We start from the raw sequence: 18,644 nt of genomic DNA, 5'->3' as shown, positions 1-18,644 counted from the left end.
CAGACGGGTTCGGCTGAATTCGCCTCAGCTATAGGGCGAATAGCACTGGCGACGCGGCCCGTTGTAGGGCTGGTAGGTGTTGTCCCAGGCGCGGTACGAGCGGTAGCGGTCGTAGCACCACTGCACGTGCGCGTCGCCGTAGGCGCGCACGCCATAGCGCGGCGCGACGTAGCGGGGCTGGCTCAGCGCGCCGCCGATGATGGCTCCGGCGATGAAGGCGCCGGCAGGGAACCACCAGTCGTTGTAGCGGCGATATCCGGGCCGATAGTCGCGATAGCCGCGATGGCCGTTCATATAGTAGATATCGCCCCGGCGGACGATCCGATAGCGCCTGTCGTCGCGATCCATGCGCATGACGCGCCGCGGTCGCCAATAGGGATCGTACTGTACCTGCTCGATCCCTGAATTGGCTTCCGGCGCCTTGGGATAGAATGCCGGCGCGGCCGCCACTGGAACCACGGACGCCGCCGCAAAGGACGTCGCAAGAACTGTCGCCAACAGTCCAGACATGATCTTCTTCATGATCGCCTCCTCGAAAGGGAACTGGGCCTTTCGAGCTTAAACGGTCTGGACAGGCAGAATGTTCCTCGCGTGCGCGTGGGCGATCAACGATGGAATGACGTGGCAAAGAGGCCGAAGTGGTGAGCGCGCAGGGATTCGAACCCTGGACCTACTGATTAAAAGTCAGTTGCTCTACCGGCTGAGCTACGCGCTCCCGAAGGCCGCGCGGCGACCCCGAAATTGCGGCGGAACATAGGGAGAGTGCCCCCGCCGGTCAACCGGAAAATCAGCGCGATAGCCGCCTGAAGGCCGCCTTTCATGCAGCTTCCGCAGGGTTCGTCACATTGCTGGCGCGATGCCCTGCTGTAAGACCGCGCCGCGCCGCGGCCGTTTTGTCAAAGGGGATGTTGAAAGATGCTTGTTCGCCTCCAGTTCGTCCTGGCCTCGCTGTCACTGCTTGTCGTGCCGGCCAATGCCCAGACCGAGGACCTCGTCTTCACCCTGACGAACGGCACCTCGTCAGTGCTCACCGAGTTCTACGTGTCGCCGGTTGGTGTCGGGAACTGGGAGGATGACATTCTCGACGTCGACATGCTGGCGCCTGGCGAGAGTGTCGAAATCACCATCGCCGACGGCCGCAGCGTCTGCGACTACGACATGCGCTTCGAGTTCGACGCGGATTCGGACCTCGACACGACAGAGGACACGCAGGATCTCTGCCAGCTCGGCGAATACATCGTCCGCGACTAGCCCGGTAGCCCACCGGCGACGACATGCCACGGAATGGTGATTGGTGCTGTCAGGCCGGCAACGCTATATCCGGCCCTGACTATCGGCGGAGCGGCATGGAATGTTACTGGACGTTGGCTATCTGACTGCACTGGGGGCAGGAGCGTTGTCGTTCCTTTCGCCGTGCGTGCTTCCGCTGGTGCCGCCTTATCTCTGTTACATGGCCGGCGTTTCCGTCGACGATTTCAAGGCGGGGGGCGCCGCCGTTGCCGTCAACCGGGCGCGTGGCGCGCTGCTGACGGCCTCCGGCTCCTTCGTGCTCGGCTTCACGACCGTCTTCGTGGCACTTGGCGCCGGCGCTTCCACCATCGGGCAGTTGTTGCGCCTTTGGCAACAGGAACTCGCCATGGCCGCCGGCGTGCTCATCATCCTGATGGGCCTCAATTTCCTCGGCCTCCTGCGCATCCCGATGCTGTCGCGCGAGGCACGTTTCCACACCGAGGGCAAGCCGGCGAGCAATCTCGGCGCCTACGCCATGGGCCTGGCCTTCGCCTTCGGCTGGACGCCCTGCATCGGTCCGGTCCTCGGGCCGATCCTGACGCTTGCGGGCGGACGCGGGACGGTGGGCGAGGGTGCACTGCTGCTCGGCATCTATTCGCTTGGGCTCGGCATTCCTTTCCTCTTCGCCGCGCTGTTCTCGGGCGCGTTCATGCGCTTCCTGTCTAAGTTCCGGGTGCATCTTGGCAAGGTCGAGAAGGTCATCGGCGCCCTTCTCGTCGTGGCCGGCATCCTGTTCCTCACCGGTGGCATCCAGACGGCGTCCTATTGGCTGCTCGAGCGCTTCCCCATCCTGGGCCAACTCGGCTAGCGCAATTCCAGGAAAAGTGCGCAGCGGTTTTCCGTCCGGAATTGCGTCAAGACAAAGAGATGGAGCGTTTCCGCGATTCGAAGAAAGCGGAAGCGCTCTAGCGCAAGGCGCCGGAATTCCGCTGCATTGGACCGCAATGCTTGCGATGATAGAAAGGTGGCCGATTCCAGCCGCCTTTCTCCAATCCGGACGACGCCATGACCTCGAGAACCTGTCTGTCGATCATTCTTGCTGCCGGCGAAGGCACGCGCATGAAGAGCGCCATGCCCAAGGTGTTGCATCGCATCGCCGGCCTGCCGATGGTCGCGCATGTGGCCCAGGCGGCCCAGGCGGCTGGCGCGAGCGATGTCGCCTTGGTCGTCGGGCATGGTGGCGACGAGGTGAGGAAAGCCGCGGAAGGCTTTGCACCGAAAGCAGGAATCTTCGTGCAGGCCGAGCGGCTGGGCACCGCGCATGCGGTGTTGGCAGCGCGGCAGGCCCTGGCTGCGGGCTATGACGACCTGCTGGTGATGTTCGGCGACACGCCGCTGATCGAGGCAGGATCGCTTGCGGCCGCGCGCGGCATGCTGGCCGAGGGTGCTGCGGTCGTTGTCATCGGCTTTCGTCCGCCAAATCCCACGGGCTACGGCCGCCTGATCGAAAAGGATGGCAGGCTGGTCGCCATCCGCGAGGACAAGGACTGCACGGACGAGGAGCGCAGGATCGGCTTCTGCAATGCCGGCCTGATGGCGATTGCCGGCAGGCACGCGCTCCAACTGCTCGACCAGGTCGGCAATGCCAACGCCAAGGGCGAGTTCTATCTGACCGACATCGTCGAGATCGCCGACCGCGCCGGGCTCAAGGTGGTGGCGACCGAAGCCTCGTTCGAGAGCGTGCTCGGCATCAACAACCGCGCCGAACTGGCAGAAGCCGAGGCCATCTGGCAGAAGCGCCGACGCCGGCAGGCAATGCTGGAGGGCGCGACGCTGATCGCGCCGGAAACCGTCTATTTCTCGCACGACACCGAGATCGGCGCGGACGTAACCGTCGAGCCGAATGTCTGGTTCGGCGTCGGCGTGAAGATCGCCGACGGTGCCGTGATCCACGCCTACAGCCATCTCGAAGGTGCCAGCGTCGGTCCGCGTGCCGAGATCGGCCCCTTCGCGCGGCTGAGGCCCGGAGCGGACCTGCACGAAAAGTCCAAGGTCGGCAATTTCTGCGAGGTGAAAAAGGCAACGGTCGAGAAGGGCGCCAAGGTCAACCACCTCACCTACATCGGCGACGCACGCGTCGGCGCCGGCGCCAATATCGGTGCCGGCACCATCACCTGCAACTATGACGGCTATTCGAAATTCTTCACCGACATCGGCGAGGGCGCCTTCATTGGGTCCAACACCTCGCTGGTCGCCCCGATTGCGATCGGCGCGCGATCCTACATCGCATCGGGCAGTGTCATCACCGAAGAGGTGCCAGAGGATGCGCTCGCCTTCGGCCGCGCACGGCAGAAGACGATGCCGGGCAAGGGCAAGGAACTGCGCCAGCGCTTTGCCGACGCTGCCGCGGCGAAGAAGAAGTCCGCTGCGGAGTAAGCGCGGACAGCTACTGGGCAAACCCGCTCGGCGACTTCGCCGGTGATACGTAGCGAAACGGAATGTGACTTCCGCTCGGGTGCGGCTCTGCATAAATGGCCGCAGGGTTTGCGGGACAGGATTTGGGGAGCGCCTATGTGCGGAATCGTCGGAATCGTCGGACAGGTGCCGGTAGCGCCGCTGATCGTCGATGCGTTGAAGCGGCTGGAATATCGCGGCTACGATTCGGCCGGCGTCGCCACCATCGAACATGGCGAACTCGCCCGCCGGCGTGCCGAAGGCAAGCTCGTCAATCTCGAGCGCCGGCTGAAGGCGGAGCCGCTGGACGGCACCATCGGCATCGGCCACACGCGCTGGGCCACCCACGGCGTGCCCAACGAGACCAACGCGCACCCGCATTTCTCCAGCGGGGTGGCGATCGTCCACAACGGTATCATCGAGAATTTTGCCGAGCTGCGCCAGGAGCTTACGGCCGACGGCTACGAGTTCACATCGCAGACCGACACCGAGGTCGTGGCTCATCTGATCGCACGTGAACTGGCGGGCGGCGCCGAGCCGGTGGATGCCGCCTATGCCGCACTCAAGCGGCTGCACGGTGCCTTCGCGCTGGCCATCCTGTTCCAGGGCGACGAGGACCTGATAGTCGGCGCCCGCAACGGCCCGCCGCTGGCCGTCGGCCATGGCGAGGGCGAGATGTTCCTGGGCTCGGACGCGATTGCGCTGGCACCCTTCACCAACTCCATCACCTATCTCGAGGATGGCGACTGGGCCGTCGTGCGCCGCACCGAGTTCCAGATCTACGACATGGACGGCAATGCCGTCGAGCGGCCGCGTCGCCAGTCGCTCGGCACCAGCTACCTGGTCGACAAGGGCAACCACCGGCACTTCATGGAGAAGGAAATCCATGAGCAGCCGGAGGTGATCTCGCATACGCTGGCGCATTATCTCGACTTTACTCAGGGCACCTCGAAGCCGCTCGACCTGCCGTTCAGTTTCGCCGATATCGACCGCATCGCGGTTTCGGCCTGCGGCACGGCCTATCTCGCCGGACTGGTCGGCAAATACTGGTTCGAGCGCCATGCGCGCCTGCCGGTCGACATCGACGTCGCATCCGAGTTCCGCTACCGCGAGATGCCGATCTCGAAGAAGAGTGCTGCCTTCTTCGTCTCGCAGTCGGGCGAAACCGCCGACACTCTGGCCTCGCTGCGCTACTGCCGCAAGGAAGGCGTGCCGATCGGCGCCATCGTCAACGTCCGTGAATCGACGATCGCGCGCGAATCCGACGTGACCCTGCCGACGCTGGCCGGCCCCGAGATCGGCGTTGCCTCGACCAAGGCCTTCACCTGCCAGCTTTCGGTGCTGGCGGCCCTTGCGATCCGTGCCGCCTCCGAGCGCGGCACGATCTCGGCCGGGGAAGAAAAGGCGCTGGTGCGCAGCCTGTCGGAGACGCCGCGCTATGCAGCGCAGGTGCTCAAGCTCGACAAGCAGATCGAGAAGGTGTCGCGCGAACTCGCCTCCTACAAGCACGTGCTCTATCTCGGCCGCGACACCAATTTTCCGCTCGCCATGGAAGGCGCGCTCAAGCTCAAGGAAATCTCCTACATCCACGCCGAGGGCTATGCCGCGGGCGAGCTCAAGCACGGGCCGATCGCGCTGATCGACGAGAACATGCCGGTCATCGTGATTGCCCCGCATGACCGCATATTCGAGAAGACCGTCTCGAACATGCAGGAGGTGGCGGCGCGCGGCGGCAAGATCATCCTGATCACCGACCAGAAGGGTGCGGCACAGGCGACGATCAAGACCATGGAGACGATCGTGCTGCCCGACGTGCCGGAATTCATCGCACCGATCATCTACGCGCTGCCGATCCAGATGCTGGCCTATTTCACTGCCGTCTTCATGGGGACCGACGTCGACCAGCCGCGCAATTTGGCGAAGTCGGTGACGGTGGAGTAGGCCGAAACAAGGCTATAAAATCTGTAGTTGTTCTCTATTGAATGTACAACCATTAGTAGATTTTGCCCTGATATTGCCTTATCCTGCCTCCGCAACCTGAGGAGGTGGATATGGCCACTGGCTTTGCCAAGAAATTGGCCTCGTTGGCGGAGGCGGAATTCGATCAGTACAACGGCTACCACGAAACCACGCCGAAGATGGCGGGACGGATCAAATGGTATTGGAGTAGCCTGGGCCTGGGATTTCCGGGCGTAGGCACGGCCTGGTCGGCGGTGTTCGTGTCGTCGTTCGTGAAGAACGCAGGCGCAAGCGCCTCCCAGTTCAAGTTCTCTCCGCGGCATTCCGAGTTCGTCCATGTGGCGATCGACAACGCCAAGAAGGTAGTCGGGGTGTTCCGCGCCCACCCGACGGCGGACTATGCGCCAAAGATTGGCGACATCATCCAGAACAACCGCAACGGCAACACCTTCGACTACAGCTTTGCCATGAGCAACAAGGCATACGAATCCCACTCGGCCATCGTCGTCGAGGAAGGGGTCGATGGCGGCGGCCGCTACGTCCGGACGGTCGGGGGCAATGAGTCGGATACCGTCGGCGCCAGGGTCGTGCGGCTCAACGCGAAGGGCATCATCAAGCAGCCACCCAGCGACCCCAGTCGCTACATCTGCGTCATTCAGAACCTGCTGTAGGAGTAGGCCGCTCGGGACTTGCGCATGAACCTTGGCGGCGCCTTGCTAGGCGGTCACAGCAATATTGGTTGTCGGGCAGCAGACTTGATGCTCTAAGGTGAGTGCAGCGCACAATCCGTCGAGCCGTCCATGTCCGACAGCCAGAAGTCCTCGGCAGTGACACGGTTGAGGAACTACTTCCTCACTGGTTTCGTCGTCTGCGCGCCGCTGGCGCTCACCGTCTACATCGTCTGGTCGTTCATCGGCTGGGTCGATTCCTGGGTGAAGCCCTACATTCCGGCCACCTACAATCCCGACACCTATCTTTCGATCCGGGTTCCCGGCTTCGGGCTGATCGTGGCGCTGGTGCTCATCACGCTGATCGGCTTCCTGACCGCCAATTTCATCGGCCGCGCCATCGTCGGCTTCGGCGAGCGGCTGCTCGACAGGACGCCGCTGGTGCGCGGGCTCTACAAGGCGCTGAAGCAGCTTTTCGAGACCGCGCTGTCGGACAAGAACGAGATGTTCCGGACCGTCGGCATGGTCGAGTATCCGCGCAAAGGCGTCTGGTCGATCGTCTTCGTCGCGGGTGACAAGCGGAACGAGATCAACGACAAGCTCGATGTCGAGGGCGACCCGCTGATGGCCGTCTTCATGCCGTGCACGCCGAACCCGACCACGGGCTTTTTGATGTATGTGCCGAAGTCCGAGGTGGTTATCCTCGACATGAGCATCGAGGACGGCGCCAAGCTGATCGTTTCGGCAGGGCTGGTCACGCCCGACCCCAAGCAAAAGGCAGCCGCCAAGGGCAAGGCGATCGACGGGCCGCTCGGCAACCCGCCGGTGGGCACGCTGCCTCAGCCGGCCCTCAGCAACCGGACGGCTTCGTCGCGGCCGAACAAATAGAGCAGCAAGCGCAGCGCTTCGCCGCGGGGTGACACCAGCTCGGGATCGCGGGCGAGGATCAGGCGTGCGTCGTCGCGGGCGATTTCGAGCAGGTCGGCATGCGCCTCGATGCGGGCGACCTGGAAACCGGGCGTGCCCGACTGGCGGGTGCCCAGGAGTTCGCCTTCGCCGCGCAGCTTGAGGTCCTCCTCGGCGATGAGGAAGCCGTCCTCGGTGTCGCGCATGACCGACAGGCGGCGCTTGGCGGTTTCGCCGAGCGGGTCCTTGTAGAGCAGCACGCAGGATGACGGCTTCGAGCCGCGCCCGACGCGGCCGCGCAGCTGGTGCAACTGTGCCAGGCCGAAGCGCTCGGCATGCTCGATGACGATGATGGTGGCGTCGGGCACGTCGACGCCGACTTCGATGACGGTCGTGGCGATCAGTACGCGCGTTTCGCCTTCCTTGAAGGCGCGCATCGCCTCGTCCTTCTCCGCACCCTTCATGCGGCCATGGACGAGGCCGATGCGGGAGCCGAAGACGGGCTGCAGCGAGGCGAAGCGGTCCTCGGCCGACATCAGCTTGATCTCTTCGGATTCCTCGACCAGCGGGCAGATCCAGTAGACTTTTTGGCCCTCGGCCACTGCGTCGCGCATGCGGCCGACGAGCTCGTCGATCCGTTCGAGCGGCATGGTGACCGTGCGGATCGGCTGGCGGCCGGCCGGCTTTTCGGTCAGGCGCGACACATCCATGTCACCGAAGGCCGTCAGCACCAGCGTGCGCGGGATCGGCGTCGCCGTCATCACCAGCATGTCGGGGGCCTGTCCCTTGGCGTTCATGGCGAGGCGCTGGTGGACGCCGAAGCGGTGCTGCTCGTCGATGACGGCCAACGCCAGGTCGTGGAAGACGACGGCTTCCTGGAACAGCGCGTGCGTGCCGATGACGATGTCGATCTCGCCGGATGCGAGATCGGCGAGGACCTGGGTCCGCTCGCGGCCCTTTTCGCGGCCGGTGAGAACCGCGACCCTGAGCCCGACGCGTTCGGCCAGGGGCGAGATGCCGGCGAAATGCTGGCGGGCGAGGATTTCGGTCGGCGCCATCAGGGCTGCCTGGCCGCCGGCCTCGACGGCGCGGGCCATGGCGAGCAGTGCGACCACCGTCTTGCCCGAGCCTACGTCGCCCTGGAGCAGGCGCAGCATGCGCTCGGGCTTGGCGAGGTCCTCGTTGATCTCGACGAGCGCCTGTTCCTGCGAGGCGGTCAGCGCATAGGGCAGGGCCTTGCGCAGCGCCTCGACGAGGCGTCCGTCGCCGGTGAGCGGGCGGCCATGCAGCTTGCGCACGCGGGCGCGGACCAGTGCCAGCGACACCTGGCCGGCGAGGAACTCGTCATAGGCGAGGCGGCGCCAGGCGGCGGTATCAGGCGATGCGTCCAGCGGATCGGCCGGGTTGTGGACACGCTGCAGGGCCGCCTGGAAGGCCGGAAAGCTCTGCCGGCGCATGACGTCGGCATCCAGCCATTCCGGCAGCTGCGGCACGCGCTCGATGGCCTGGCCGATGGCGCGGCGCAGGATCTTGGCCGACAGGCCGGCGGTCAGCGGGTAGACCGGCTCGACCAGCGGCAGCTTGTCGGCCTCGCTGGCCAGCGCGATGTGGTCGGGATGGACCATCGACGGACGGCCGTTGAACCATTCCATCTTGCCGGAAACGATGACCTTCTCGCCCTCGGGCATCGCCTTTTCGAGATAGGCGGCGTGGGCATGGAAGAAGGTCAGCGCGATCTCGCCGGTGTCGTCATGCGCAAAGACGCGGTAGGGCACCGAGCGGTTGCCGCGCGGCGCCGGTTGGTGGCGGTCGATGCGGACCTCCAGCGTGACGATGGCTCCCTCGGCGCCATAGGCGATGCCGGGACGGTTGCGCCGGTCGATGACGCTGTTGGGCAGGACGAACAGAAGGTCGCCGGCGCGCGCCGCGCGGTCGCCGAGATCGGCGGGCACGACCTTCTCCACCAGCGTCGCGACCTTCGGACCGACACCGGCAAGCGTTGTGATGGGCGAAAACAGGGGATCGAGCAGGGAAGGCCGCATCGTCTTACCCTCCCCCTTGTGGGGAGGGTGGCCTGCAGGGCCGGGTGGGGGTATCTCCTTGCCACCAAACCGCACCCCCACCCCGTCGCTTCGCGCCGACCCTTCCCACAAAGGGGAATGTGCGCCGGCGTGCGGGTAGGAACTGGATGATGTCAGGAGTCGTCGTCACACCCGGATGTTAGACACCGTAGGTGGGGTTGCAAGGCTGACAGGGACGGCTATCCACGCTATATGCGCCCCGTCACCAGAGGAATTGCCGAAATGACCGGAACGACACGCTCGAGCGAAGGCCTGGATACGCGCAGGCGCAAGCTGCTGTTTCGGTCGTGGCATCGCGGCATGCGCGAGATGGACCTGATCCTCGGCCATTTCGCCGACATCAGCATCGACAAGCTGAGCGACCAAGACCTGGACGTCTACGAGGCGCTGCTCGACATCACCGACAGGGAACTGCTGTCCTGGATTATCGGCGAGGCGCCGGTGCCGGCGTCGGTCGACACCGACGTCTACAGGCAGATCGTGGCGTCGCGCGACGCCTTCACCATCTGAGCGACATCATGAGCCTGCTGAAACCCATCGGCCTGCCGAAAGGTCGCGCCGGACAGTTCATCGTCGACGGCGTCGCCGACGGTTACGAAGCCTTTGCCATTGCGACCGCGGCCGCCGAAATGGCGCCCGACGGTCCGTTGCTGTTCGTCGCCCGCGACGGCCAGCGCCTGCCGCAGATCGTCGAGGCGCTCAACTTCGTGGCGCCCGACGTGCCCGTGCTGGAGCTTCCGGCCTGGGACTGCCTGCCCTATGACCGCGTGTCGCCGGGCGCGGATGCCGCCGCCCGCCGCCTCGACGCGCTGGCGGCGATGATCGCGCTGAGAAAATCGCCCCACCGCGCCATCGTGCTGACGACGGCCAACGCGCTGCTGCAGCGCGTGCCACCCTCGGCCGCCATCGAGGCGCAGGAATTTCGTGCCAAGCCCGGCAACCAGGTGGAGATGAACGCGCTGGTGGCGCGGCTCGAGCGCGCCGGTTTCGAGCGCGTGCCCACTGTTCGCAGCGTCGGCGAATTCGCCGTGCGCGGCGGTATCCTCGACCTCTACGCGCCGGGTGCGCCCGACGCGCTGCGGCTCGACTTCTTCGGCGACACGCTGGAAACGATCCGCGCTTTCGACGTGGCGACCCAGCGCACCACGGGCAGCCGCAACCAGGTGGTGCTGCAGGCGATGAGCGAAGTGGCGCTGACGCCCGAGACGATCAGCAAGTTCCGCCGCAGCTACATCGAGGCCTTCGGCGCACCGTCGCGCGACGACGCGCTCTATGCTGCCGTCTCCGAGGGCCGGCGCTTTGCCGGGATGGAGCACTGGCTGCCGTTCTACTATCCGCACATGGAGACGGTGTTCGAATACCTGCCCGAGGCTCCGGTGGTGTTCGACCATCTGGCCCGCGAGGCACTGAGCGAACGCCATGCGCTGATCCTCGACCACTACGATGCCAGGCGCAAACAGGCCGAGGGCGGCGGCATCAAGGATGCCGTGCCCTACAAGCCGGTAGCCCCCGGGCTGATGTACCTGTCGCCCGACGAGGTGACGACGGCGCTGGCCGACCAGGCCAATGTCGAGCTGACGCCCTTCGACACGCCCTTCACGAGCGGTCGCAAGGTGCTGCACGCCGGATCGCATGCCGGCCGCAGCTTTGCCGAAGAGCGTGCCGACCCCAACGCCAACGTGTTCGACGTGGTGGCCCGCCACATTGCCGACCAGCGCGCGGCCAAGCGGCGCGTCGTCGTCGCCGGCTGGACGGAAGGATCCCTCGACCGCCTGACGCAGATCCTCGAAGAGCACGATCTCGGCAATCTCAAGCGGGTCGAAAGCCTTGGCGACGTCGAGGCGCTGAAGCCGGGCGAGGCGGGGCTCGCGGTGCTGCCGATAGAGGCCGGCTTCGAGGCGGGCGACCTGGTGTTTGTCGCCGAGCAGGACATTCTCGGCGACCGCCTGATCCGCCGCAGCAAGAAGCGCAAGCGCGCCGCCGACTTCATCGCCGAGGCCTCGTCGCTGTCGGCGGGCGACATCGTCGTGCATGCCGACCACGGCATCGGCCGCTTCGTCGGGCTGAAGACCATCGAGGCGGTGGGCGCGCCGCACGACTGCCTTGAAATCCACTATGCCAGCGACGGGCGGCTGTTCCTGCCGGTCGAGAACATCGAGCTTCTGTCGCGCTACGGCTCGGATTCGGCCGAGGCCCAGCTGGACAAGCTCGGCGGCGGCGCCTGGCAGTCGCGTAAGGCCAAGCTCAAGCGCCGCCTGCTCGAAATGGCCGGCCAGCTGATCAAGCTCGCCGCCGAGCGCCAGATGCGCGAGGCGCCGGTGATGAACCCGCCGGACGGCGTCTATGGCGAGTTCGCGGCGCGCTTCCCCTATGAGGAGACCGACGATCAGCAGAGCGCCATCGATCAGGTCATGGAGGATCTGGCCGACGGCAAGCCGATGGACCGGCTGATCTGCGGCGACGTCGGCTTCGGCAAGACGGAAGTGGCCCTGCGCGCGGCCTTCATCGCCGCCATGGAAGGTTTCCAGGTGGCGGTCGTGGTGCCGACGACGCTGTTGTCGCGCCAGCATTTCAAGACGTTCTCGCAGCGCTTCGCCGGCCTGCCGGTTCAGGTGCGCCAGGCCTCGCGCATGGTCGGTGCCAAGGAACTGGCCGAGACCAAGAAGGGCGTCACCGAAGGCACGGTCGACATCGTGGTCGGCACCCACGCGCTGCTCGGCTCGTCCATCGAGTTCAAGAACCTCGGCCTGCTGATCATCGACGAGGAGCAGCACTTCGGCGTCAAGCACAAGGAGCGGCTGAAGGAGCTGAAGAGCGACGTGCACGTGCTGACGTTGTCGGCGACGCCGATCCCGCGCACGCTGCAGCTGGCACTCACGGGGGTGCGCGAACTGTCGCTGATCGCCACGCCGCCGGTCGACCGCATGGCGGTGCGCAGCTTCATCTCGCCCTTCGATCCGCTGGTCATCCGCGAGACGCTGCTGCGCGAGCGCTATCGCGGCGGCCACAGCTTCTATGTCGTGCCGCGCATTTCCGATCTCGCCGAGATCCGGCAATTCCTGCAGGAATCGGTGCCGGAGCTGAAGGTGGCGGTGGCGCACGGCCAGATGCCGGCGGGCGAACTCGACGACATCATGAATGCCTTCTACGACGGCCAGTACGACGTGCTGCTGTCGACGACCATCGTCGAGTCGGGCCTCGACATCCCGACCGCCAACACGCTGATCGTGCATCGCGCCGACATGTTCGGTCTCGCCCAGCTCTACCAGCTGCGCGGGCGCGTCGGCCGCTCCAAGGTGCGCGCCTATGCGCTGTTCACCCTGCCGGCCAACCGCAAGCTGACCGATACGGCCGATCGCCGGCTCAAGGTGCTGCAGTCGCTCGATACGCTGGGCGCGGGCTTCCAGCTCGCCAGTCATGATCTCGATATCCGCGGCGCCGGCAACCTTCTGGGCGAGGAACAGTCGGGTCATATCAAGGAGGTCGGCTTCGAGCTCTACCAGCAGATGCTGGAAGAGGCGGTTGCCGAGCTGCGCGGCAGCGGCGAGGAGATCGACACGGGCTGGTCGCCGCTGATTGCCGTCGGCACCGCCGTCATGATCCCGGAAAGCTATGTGCCGGACCTGCAGCTCAGGCTGGCGCTCTACCGCCGGCTCGGCGACCTCGAGAACACCGAGGAGATCGACGGCTTCGGCGCCGAGCTCATCGACCGCTTCGGGCCGCTGCCCGACGAGGTCAAGCACCTGCTCAAGATCGTCTTCATCAAGGCGCTGTGCCGCAAGGCCAATGTCGAGAAGCTGGACGCCGGACCCAAGGGCGTGGTGGTGCAGTTCCGCAAGAAGGAATTCGCCAATCCGGCCGGGCTGGTGCGCTACATTGCCGAACAGGGCTCGCTGGCCAAGATCAGGCCCGACCAGAGCGTCGTGTTCCAGCGCGACTGGCCGAACGCCGAGAAGCGCCTGGCGGGTTCCGCCGTGATCATGACGCAACTGGCGAAACTGGCAGACGCTGCCTGAGGCTGGGCGAGGGCGGTTGCTGGGGCGTGCGCCCTTCGACAAGCTCAGGATGAGGGCCGTCGGCGCTATAGTGCTGTGGCCAATCCAGCGCTGACGGTGCTGGCTGCAGGGCTGCTTCGACGTCCTCACCGCTGCGGACGTCGCCGCGGGTCTTGCGGCAACGCACATAACATTGGGGCCATCGCATTGATGCTTGCCCACGAAGGTTTACTGACAGCGCCGACGGCCCTCATCCTGAGCTTGTCGAAGGACGCACGACGGGCCAACCGCCAATCAGGCTCGATGACGACTGCGCTTAGCTCGTCGCCAACTCGCCGCGCGCCTTGGCTGCCGCCACCTGGCGGATCGCGTCGGCGAGCGTGGCCGATTCCTGGGCGCCCATGACCGCGTATTTGCCTTCGAGCAGGAAGCAGGGCACGCCGGAGATACCCATGCGCGAAGCGGTCACGATCTCGTTGGTGACCTCGTCGCGATCGGCGTCGGTCGGAAGCAACGCCTCTACGACGGCGGTATCCATCCCGGCTTCGCGGGCGGCCTCGACCAGCACGCCGTGGTCGCCGATGTTCCGGCCCTGCTCGAAATAGGAGCGGAACAGCAGGCTGACCAGCCTGCTCTGGACCCCGTCGCCCGACGCGGCCGCCCAGCGGATGAGCCGGTGGGCGTCGAGCGTGTTGGGGGCGACAGTGATCGCGTCGAAGTCGAAGGAAATGCCCTCGACGGCGCCGAGCGACACCAGATTGGCGTGGATCTGCTTCAGCCGCGCCTCGTCGCTGAACTTGGCCAGCATGTAGGCCTTGCGTTCCTTGCCTTCCGGCGGAATGGTCGGGTCGAGCTGGAACGGGCGCCAGCGCACGTCCGCCGAAACCTCGGGTATGCTGGCAAGCGCGCTTTCGAGCCGCTTCATGCCCACGAAGCACCATGGACAGACGACATCCGACACCACGTCGATGGTAAGTTCCTGGGCCATGGCAGGGATGATCCTTGTTCCGCGGCGCGGTCAGATCGGGCGGCAGAATGCCCGATCCGCGCTCGCTTTGCTTGAGGCTAGCCGCCCTGGCTCCACCAGACCGGCAATTGATAGCCAGATATGGGTGTTTTTTCCGGATGTTTTAGTCTCTTCGCATACGCGATCCACTGATCGGCGTTGTGCTGCATCGGAACCATGTAGTTGCCCGACATCAGCAGGCGGTCGAGCGCGCGCACGGCGGCGACGAAATCGTCCTTCTCGCGCGCCTTCAGCATGGCGTCGATCATGGCGTCGACAGCCGGGTTTGCCACGCCCGCAAGGTTGAACGTACCCGGCTTGTTGGCCGAGGAAGAGCCCCAGCGGCCGATCTGCTCGATGCCCGGCGACAGCGTGCCGGTAAAGCCCGTCGCGCCGATCAGCACGTCGAATTCGAAGTTCTGCTTGCGCGACTGGATCTGGTCGGCCTCGAGCGCCCGGATGACGACGGCGACGCCGAGCTTCTCCAGTGTGCGCTGGTAGATCGCGGCCAGGCGCTGCTCGGCTTCGGAGGAGGTCAGGATTTCGAAGCCGAACGGCTTTCCCTCCTTGTCCATCATCTTGCCGCCCTGCAGCGTGTAGCCGGCGCTCTTGAACAGGTCGAGGGCGGCCTTCAGCACCTTGCGGTCCTGGCCCGATCCGTCGGTGACCGGGGGGCGCCAGCTGCCGTCCATGATGTCGGCGCGGACCGCGTCGGGGAAGGGCGCGAGCAGCGCCTTTTCCTTGTCGTTGGCCGGCACGCCGTAGGCCGAGAGCTCCGTACCCTGCCAGAAGCTGACGGTGCGCTCGTACTTGCCGCCGAACAGGCTCCGGTTGGCCCATTCGAAGTCGTAGAGCATGCCCAGCGCCTGGCGCACGACCGGGTCCGCGAACTTCGGCAGCCGCGTGTTGAACATGAAGCCGGTGACCACCGGTGGCAGGCCGCTCTTGAAGGTCTCGGCGACGATGTCGCCGTTCTTGAAGGCGGGAAAGTCGAAACCGCGCTCGCGCTTGACCGGATCGGCCTCGGTATAGGTGTCGCACAGCCCCTTCTTGAAGGCCTCGAACTGCGCAGCCGCGTTCAGGAAGTATTCGATGCTGATCTGGTCGTAATTGTCGAAACCGCGCTTCGACGGGATGTCGCGGCCCCAGTAGTCGGGGTTGCGCTTGAACACGATGCGCTCGCCCGGTTTGACCTCGGCGATGGTGTAGGGACCGCTGCCCATCACCGGCTTCAGCGTCGTCTGGTCGAAGGTCGCCTTGTCGAAGAAGTGCTTGGGGACGATGGGCGTGAGCGCGATGATCAGCGGGAATTCGCGGTCGGCCTTGTCGTTGAAGGTGAAGCGGACCGACAGGTCGCCGGTCTTCTCGATCTTGTCGATGCGGGCCATGCGGTCGCTGTAGGGCGGCCGGCCCTTTTCGGTGAACACCTCATAGGTGAAGATGACGTCATCGGGCGTGATCGGCTTGCCGTCCGACCATTTGGCGTTGGGGTCGATGTTGAACTCGATCCACTTGCGCTCCGGATCGATGTCGACCGACTTCGCGATCAGGCCATAGACGCTGAATGGCTCGTCGGCGCTCCGCGCCATCAGCGATTCGAACACGAGGTTGCCGTAGATGACGTCGATCACGCCGCGCGCGGTCGTGCGCAGGCTCTTGATGATGAAGGGGTTCAGGTTGTCGAAACTGCCGATGACGCAGTAGTTGATCTGGCCGCCCTTGGGCGCATCCGGATTGGCATAGGGGAAGTTCTTGAAATCCGTGGGCAGGGCGGGCTGGCCGTGCATCGACAGGCCGTTCACCGGCTCGGCGAATCCCGCCTGCGGAGCCAGCAGGAAGAAGGCGGCGGCGGCGGTCGACAGGGAAAAGCAGCGTCTCACGACGATTTCTCCATGAGAACGGGGGAAGTTGGTGATTCGAAGCCTAACCCAGCCCTGTACGGGCCGTCCATGGCGGCTTGGAAATACAAGAAATGCCGCTTTGCGGGCTGGATTCGGGCCGCGCGGCGGTGTAACACCCGCGGCGAAGTCATGCTGTTGCCTCATTTGCCCAACAGGTAGCGTCGACACACCGACCCCGGCCGGTCCCGGGATTGTTTGAGAGGATTTCATGAAGATCACGAACCGGAAATTCGATGGGTTCCGTCTGTCCATCCTGGCGGCTGGCGTTGCCGGTGCGGTGGCATCGAGCCTTTCGCCCGCTGCCGCACAGCAGCAGCAGGTGCCGCAGGGCTGGTTCAAGGCTTGCTCCAAGCAGGCCGACGTCGACATCTGCAACGTGCAGAACATCCTGACCGCCTCGAACGGTCAGCTGGTCACCGGCATCTCGATGATCGAGCTCAAGGGCAAGGTCAACCGCAAGGTGTTCCAGGTGACCGTTCCCAGCGGCCGTCTGATTCCTCCCGGCGTCGGTCTGCAGGTCGACGCCAACAAGACCCAGAAGCTGGAATACGTGATCTGCTTCCCGGATCGTTGCGTGGCCGAGATCCCGCTGACCGACCAGCTCGTCGGTTCCTTCAAGAAGGGCACCGAACTGACGCTGACCTCGGTCAACTTCCAGAACCAGCCCAACCCGATCAAGGTCTCGCTGCAGGGCTTCTCCGGCGCCTTCGACGGCGAGCCGCTGAAGCAGTCGGACCTCGAGGATCGCCAGAAGAAGCTCCAGGAGTTCGTTTCCAAGAACAACCAGGACTTCGCCAAGAAGCTCAAGGAAGAGCAGGACAAGGCCAAGACGGCCAACTGATCCTCAAATTGGCGGGAAAATGAAAAAGCGAGGCTTCGAGCCTCGCTTTTTTGTGTCCGTTCGACAGTTGGCGATCAATGGCTGATGCGCGGCTTGAGCACGTAGCCGCCGTCGGGCGCCTTGTCGAAATACTCCCCCACCTGCGGGTGGCGGACCGGTTCTCCGGAGTGGTCCTCGAGCAGGTTCTGCTCCGATACGTAGGCGACGTATTCCGTCTCCGAATTCTCCGCGAGCAGGTGGTAGAAGGGCTGGTCGCGGCTCGGGCGTACGCCTGCCGGAATGGCCTCGTACCACTCTTCGGTGTTGGAGAATTCCGGATCGACGTCGAAAATCACGCCGCGAAAGGGAAACACGCGGTGGCGAACCACCTGTCCGATCGAGAACTTCGCCGTCTTCATGTTCGCTACCATACCCGCATATGATCTGCCTGATCATACGCCAAATCAACTATTTAGGTTGCTGGTTGAAGCCTGGAACGCAGCTTGTGGCCGTGCGCCGGGCTTTGCCCTATTTGGCCCGCCCGCCCGGCCATTTCAATGGCATGGCGCTTGACTGGCGGCGGAGCCGCACGCTACCGGCTGCCCATGTCGGCGGGCATGCTGTCTGCCGCGGGCGCCGAGACATTACGGGGAGCCTCTGAATGTCGGACGTGATCGGGCTGGTACTCCCGTTCTTCGGGCTGATCTTCGTCGGCTATGCGGTCGCCCGCCTCACGCGCCAGCCGCTGGAGGCGCTGGGATGGATGACGACGTTCATCGTCTACGTGGCGCTGCCGGCGCTGTTCTTCCAGCTCCTGGCCAAGACCCCGTTCGAGCGGCTGACCGAATGGGGTTACATCCTCGGTGCGGTGTTCTCGACCTTCACCATCTTCGCCACGATGTTTGCCGCCTCCTTCGTCAGCGGACGCGGCGAGATCGCCGAATCGACGGTCAAGGGGCTGGCCGCGGCCTACGGCAACATCGGCTACATGGGACCGGGGCTGGCCTTGCTTGCCTTCGGCGAGGAGGCGGCGGTGCCGGTGGCGCTGATCTTCTGCTTCGAGAACATCATGCATTTCACCGTCGCGCCGATGATGATGGCGCTGGCCGGCGACGAGCGCCGCTCGCCCAGGAGCGTGGCGGCCGACGTCTTCAAGAAGATCGCGTTCCACCCCTTCATCATCGCAACCGCCCTGGGCGTGCTCGCCGCCTATGCCGAGTTCCGCCCGCCGCTGCCGCTCGAACGCTTCCTCGAATACCTGTCGCGCGCGGCTGCCCCTTGCGCGCTCTTTGCCATGGGGGTGACGCTGGCGCTGCGCCCGCTGAAGCGCGTTCCGCACGAAATCGCCCCGATCGCCATCCTCAAGCTGATCGTGCATCCGCTCTTGTGCTACGTGGTGCTGAGCTGGGTCGGCAATTTCTCGCCGGCGTGGCTGTTTTCGGCGGTGCTGCTCGCGGCGCTGCCGACCGCGACGAACGTGTTCGTCATCGCCCAGCAGTACGGCGTATGGGTCGAGCGGGCGTCGGCGAGCGTGCTGATCACCACCTGTGCCTCGGTGCTGACCGTGACGGGTCTGCTTTACATGATCCAGAACGGCATCCTGCCGCCGGACCTGTTTCCGTAG

At 65.0% G+C, this 18,644-nt stretch carries 15 protein-coding genes and 1 tRNA gene; 10 read left to right on the top strand and 6 right to left on the bottom strand.

Annotated elements, in window-relative coordinates; translation table 11 throughout:
- Positions 1-24: 24 nt before the first annotated feature.
- Together J2X50_RS11260 and J2X50_RS11255 are read right to left on the bottom strand one after the other, a co-directional pair.
- Entirely contained in the window at positions 25-522 is a 498-nt protein-coding gene (locus J2X50_RS11260; RefSeq protein WP_429094841.1) for a BA14K family protein, read from the bottom strand.
- Positions 523-639: 117 nt separating this feature from the next.
- Positions 640-715, bottom strand: a tRNA-Lys gene (locus J2X50_RS11255).
- Positions 716-915: 200 nt separating this feature from the next.
- Here J2X50_RS11255 and J2X50_RS11250 point away from each other — a divergent pair.
- The 6 genes from J2X50_RS11250 to J2X50_RS11225 all read left to right on the top strand — a co-directional run bounded on the left by J2X50_RS11250 (position 916) and on the right by J2X50_RS11225 (position 7,199).
- Positions 916-1,251 carry a hypothetical protein gene (locus J2X50_RS11250; RefSeq protein WP_429094839.1) on the top strand — a complete coding sequence of 112 codons (336 nt, stop codon included), beginning with the start codon at positions 916-918 and terminating at the stop codon, positions 1,249-1,251.
- A 100-nt stretch (positions 1,252-1,351) separates the two neighbouring features.
- A complete protein-coding gene (locus J2X50_RS11245) occupies positions 1,352-2,098 on the top strand; it encodes a cytochrome c biogenesis CcdA family protein (protein ID WP_429094837.1) in 747 nt (248 codons plus the stop codon).
- Positions 2,099-2,295: 197 nt separating this feature from the next.
- On the top strand, positions 2,296-3,666 hold the full coding sequence (gene glmU / locus J2X50_RS11240; protein WP_429094835.1) for a bifunctional UDP-N-acetylglucosamine diphosphorylase/glucosamine-1-phosphate N-acetyltransferase GlmU: 1,371 nt from the start codon (positions 2,296-2,298) through the stop codon (positions 3,664-3,666).
- A gap of 135 nt (positions 3,667-3,801) precedes the next feature.
- The gene (glmS, locus tag J2X50_RS11235; RefSeq protein ID WP_429094833.1) at positions 3,802-5,625 is read left to right on the top strand and encodes a glutamine--fructose-6-phosphate transaminase (isomerizing); all 1,824 of its coding nucleotides are present in this window, start codon (positions 3,802-3,804) and stop codon (positions 5,623-5,625) included.
- 110 nt (positions 5,626-5,735) lie between these two features.
- A complete protein-coding gene (locus J2X50_RS11230) occupies positions 5,736-6,314 on the top strand; it encodes a DUF2272 domain-containing protein (protein ID WP_347966200.1) in 579 nt (192 codons plus the stop codon).
- Positions 6,315-6,443: 129 nt separating this feature from the next.
- Entirely contained in the window at positions 6,444-7,199 is a 756-nt protein-coding gene (locus J2X50_RS11225; RefSeq protein WP_429094831.1) for a DUF502 domain-containing protein, read from the top strand.
- On the opposite strand, the gene recG is transcribed toward J2X50_RS11225, so the two are convergent.
- On the bottom strand, positions 7,151-9,259 hold the full coding sequence (recG, locus tag J2X50_RS11220; protein ID WP_429094829.1) for an ATP-dependent DNA helicase RecG: 2,109 nt from the start codon (positions 9,257-9,259) through the stop codon (positions 7,151-7,153). The genes J2X50_RS11225 and recG overlap by 49 nt on opposite strands.
- A 261-nt stretch (positions 9,260-9,520) precedes the next feature.
- Here recG and J2X50_RS11215 point away from each other — a divergent pair, with 261 nt between their 5' ends.
- Entirely contained in the window at positions 9,521-9,808 is a 288-nt protein-coding gene (locus J2X50_RS11215; RefSeq protein ID WP_429094827.1) for a succinate dehydrogenase assembly factor 2, read from the top strand.
- Between the two features lie 8 nt (positions 9,809-9,816).
- A complete protein-coding gene (mfd, locus tag J2X50_RS11210) occupies positions 9,817-13,314 on the top strand; it encodes a transcription-repair coupling factor (RefSeq protein ID WP_429094825.1) in 3,498 nt (1,165 codons plus the stop codon).
- A gap of 295 nt (positions 13,315-13,609) precedes the next feature.
- On the opposite strand, the gene J2X50_RS11205 is transcribed toward mfd, so the two are convergent.
- Positions 13,610-14,281 carry a DsbA family oxidoreductase gene (locus J2X50_RS11205; protein ID WP_429094823.1) on the bottom strand — a complete coding sequence of 224 codons (672 nt, stop codon included), beginning with the start codon at positions 14,279-14,281 and terminating at the stop codon, positions 13,610-13,612.
- A 77-nt stretch (positions 14,282-14,358) separates the two neighbouring features.
- Positions 14,359-16,179, bottom strand: coding sequence for an extracellular solute-binding protein (locus tag J2X50_RS11200; protein ID WP_429094821.1), 1,821 nt, complete (start codon positions 16,177-16,179; stop codon positions 14,359-14,361).
- A 229-nt stretch (positions 16,180-16,408) separates the two neighbouring features.
- Here J2X50_RS11200 and J2X50_RS11195 point away from each other — a divergent pair, with 229 nt between their 5' ends.
- On the top strand, positions 16,409-17,041 hold the full coding sequence (locus tag J2X50_RS11195; protein WP_429094820.1) for an invasion associated locus B family protein: 633 nt from the start codon (positions 16,409-16,411) through the stop codon (positions 17,039-17,041).
- 74 nt (positions 17,042-17,115) lie between these two features.
- Here the strand turns inward: J2X50_RS11195 and hspQ are convergent, their stop codons facing one another.
- Entirely contained in the window at positions 17,116-17,439 is a 324-nt protein-coding gene (gene hspQ, locus J2X50_RS11190) for a heat shock protein HspQ (RefSeq protein WP_429094818.1), read from the bottom strand.
- A gap of 242 nt (positions 17,440-17,681) precedes the next feature.
- Between hspQ and J2X50_RS11185 the strand changes: the two genes are divergently transcribed.
- A complete protein-coding gene (locus tag J2X50_RS11185) occupies positions 17,682-18,644 on the top strand; it encodes an AEC family transporter (protein WP_429094817.1) in 963 nt (320 codons plus the stop codon).

This window comes from Aminobacter sp. BE322 (assembly GCF_050433525.1).
In the GTDB taxonomy this organism is placed as follows: Bacteria; Pseudomonadota; Alphaproteobacteria; order Rhizobiales; family Rhizobiaceae; genus Aminobacter.
The sequence above is the reverse complement of the archived record's forward strand: the minus strand, read 5'-3'. Positions and strand labels throughout refer to the sequence as shown.